The organism is Veillonella sp. CAG:933 (genome assembly GCF_000431435.1).
Taxonomy (GTDB): Bacteria; Bacillota; Negativicutes; order Veillonellales; family Veillonellaceae; genus Veillonella_A.
In genome coordinates this window covers 1-2,974 of the sequence record NZ_HF986158.1, presented here as the reverse complement: position 1 = coordinate 2,974, position 2,974 = coordinate 1, and the positions used below count along the sequence as shown (strand labels likewise).

General features: G+C 42.6%; 2 protein-coding genes. Both read left to right on the top strand.

Going from position 1 to position 2,974, the window contains the following annotated elements; all coding sequences use genetic code 11:
- Positions 1-1,847, top strand: a 1,847-nt coding sequence (locus QZL64_RS02425; protein WP_296309205.1) for a dihydropteroate synthase, incomplete at its 5' end; no start/stop codon positions are given.
- A gap of 117 nt (positions 1,848-1,964) precedes the next feature.
- Positions 1,965-2,828 (top strand): methylenetetrahydrofolate reductase, encoded by an 864-nt coding sequence (locus QZL64_RS02420; protein WP_021840454.1) that lies wholly within the window; start codon positions 1,965-1,967, stop codon positions 2,826-2,828.
- Positions 2,829-2,974 lie beyond the last annotated feature (146 nt).

Below are 2,974 nucleotides of genomic sequence, written 5' to 3'. Positions count from 1 at the left end.
TGGATGCCATGGGAGCCGATGTGGTAGGTATTAATTGTTCTTTAGGACCGGAACAGCTTATACCGTTAGTTGAACGCTTAGCTTCGGTTACTAACTTGCCGATTAGTGCTCAGCCAAATGCGGGTATGCCGATGCTGGTTGGTCGGGAAACGGTATTCCCTTTATCGCCGGAAGAAATGGGTTCTTATGTACCGGCCTTACTTGATGCAGGGGCAACCTATGTGGGTGCTTGTTGTGGCAGTACACCTTTACATATTAAAGCCATCGCTGAAGCGGCCGGTAATCATACACCTAAAGAACGACCTGAAATTGCACCGTTTACGGCCTTTACCAGTCGTACCGGTTTTGTTAAAGTGGGGCATACGGAAAAGCCGATTATTATCGGTGAACGTATTAATCCGACCGGTCGTAAAGTATTGGCCAAAGAAATTAAAGAGGGCAGCTTTGCCATGGTAAAACGTGATGCTTTGGCACAAGTGGCAGCCGGTGCGGCTGTATTGGATGTTAATATGGGCGTGCCTGATGTAGATCCGGCGGCCATAATGAAACGGGCTATTATGGAACTCAGTATGCTCGTAGATGTGCCCCTTTCCATTGATACTATGGATGCGGCTGCGATGGAAGCGGGCTTAAAAATGTATCCCGGTCGTCCTTTGATTAACTCTGTAAATGCGGAACCGGAACAATTGGCCCAAGTATTGCCTTTAGCAAAACGCTATGGGGCCACCCTTTTATGTTTACCATTGGGCCGTGGTGATTTGCCGGCTACGGCGGAACAAAGAGTGGAATTGGCTAAAGAAATTGTACTTGCCGCCTATGAGAATGGTCTTCGTAGTCAGGATTTATTATTAGATCCGCTTGTATTAACTTTGGCAAGTGGTCAGGACAGTGCGGTACAAACACTTCGCACCTTGGCGATGTATAAAGAAACATTCGGCTTTCCAACGGTTATGGGCTTATCCAATGTGTCCTTTGGTTTGCCGCAACGACCATATTTAAACAGTCAATTTTTAACAATGGCTGTATCTCATGGTTTGACAGCACCAATTCTTAATCCTTTAAATGCGACTGTAAAAAAAGCCTTTGTGGCAGCACGAACATTACTCGGTTTTGATCCGGCCGCGGCTGAATTTATTGCCGATTACGGCTTGGACGAAGAAGGTACAGTTACAAGTTCTGCTTCTAAAAAAGTGGCCACGGTTTCTTTTAACAGTGATGATCCTTTAGAAAATATTCAGCATGCTGTTGAACAAGGGGAAAAAGAATTAGTTATTGAATTAGTAGAAAAGGCGTTGGCTGATGGTGTTGATCCTTTGAAAATAACAAAACATGCCTTGTCGGAAGCGATGAATGTGGTGGGGGAAAAATTCGGCGCCGGTAAAGTCTTTTTACCACAGGTAATGTTGGCTGCCGAAGCTATGCAAGGTGCTTTCCAAACCATTAAACGTGTGTTACCGGACTCCGGCGGCATAACTCGAGATACGGTTATAGTGGCGACCGTTAAAGGTGATATTCACGATTTAGGAAAAAATATCGTAGCAGCTTTACTCGAAAATAACGGTTACCGTGTAGTTGATTTGGGGAAAGACGTGGATCCGGAAGAAATTGTAGCGGCCGTTAAACGTGAAAATGCTACGGTCGTAGGGATTTGTTCACTTATGACAACAACGATGCCTATGATTGACGTGACGATTGAAGCTATTCGCGAAGCAGGTTTACCGGCTAAGGTTCTTGTGGGCGGTGCCGTACTTACGCAGGAATATGCTGATAAGGCAGGGGCTGATTCGTATGCTAAAGATGGGATTACGGCCGTTAATATTGTTAAAAAACTGCTTGGAGACGACTGATAATTTCTTTACTTATTATCAGCTATCGTTAAATATGCCGAGGATAGTATGAGAATGCCCGGCATTATATTCGACTGGTAAAAATTACTTAATTATAAGAGAGAGTTGGGGATTTAGATGGTTACATCATTACGTGAAAAACATAAAGCCGGACAATTTACCATTACGGTTGAATTGGACCCGCCGAAAAGTGCTTCGGCAAATAAAACTTTTAAGGAAGCGGCACAACTTTTAGATAAAGTGGATGCTATTAATATTGCTGATTGCCCGATGGCCAAACTTCGCATGAGTCCGATTGCTTTGGCTCATTTAATTAAATATCGGGCACAGATTGATACCATATTCCATCTGACCTGTCGCGACAGAAATATTTTAGGCTTGCAGGCAGAACTCTTAGGGGCCGCTGCTTTGGGCGTTAATAATATTTTAACCTTAACCGGTGATGAACCTTCGAGAGGGGATCATCCTGATGCAAAACCTATTTTTGAAGTGGATTCTATGGGCTTGTTGAAAATAGCTCACACTTTAAATAGCGGTTTTGACTTGGCCGGTAATGAACTTGAAGTGCCAACAAATTTTTACATTGGCACAACCGGTAATCCGGGGGCTGATGACTTGGAAGAGGAAAAAGCTAAAATAATTCGCAAGGTAGAAGCGGGTGCTAATTTTATTCAGACGCAACCGATTTATGATTTAGAAAAGGCTAAACGTTTTATTGATATGGTAGCTCCTTTAGGAATTCCGGTTATGTTAGGGCTCATTCCTTTGAAAAGTTTTAAAATGGCCACATACCTTCATACGAAGGTGCCGGGAATTTCATTGACGGAAGATATATTAGACCGTATGGAAAAAGGCGGCAAAGAGGCAGGACTTGAAATCGCCTTGGAAACATTGCTGGCCATAAAGAAAGTAGCTCAAGGTGTTCATATTATGCCACTTAATGACATACAGACTGTTTTATATCTGATTGACCACGTGTAATAGAAATCCTTTGTTAAATTTACTAAACTTATTTTAATTGAATGACAAAAAAACGATTCGTTATTAAGGTGACGAATCGTTTTTTTTTCACGTGAAACAATGTGAATGATATTTAATGGCTCTTTGTCAAATTTTGGGGCGCTAAA

Excerpts from the sequence above, each read along its gene's own strand:
- QZL64_RS02420 (WP_021840454.1), top strand. The coding sequence starts at position 1,965 with ATGGTTACATCATTACGTGAAAAACATAAAGCCGGACAATTTACCATT.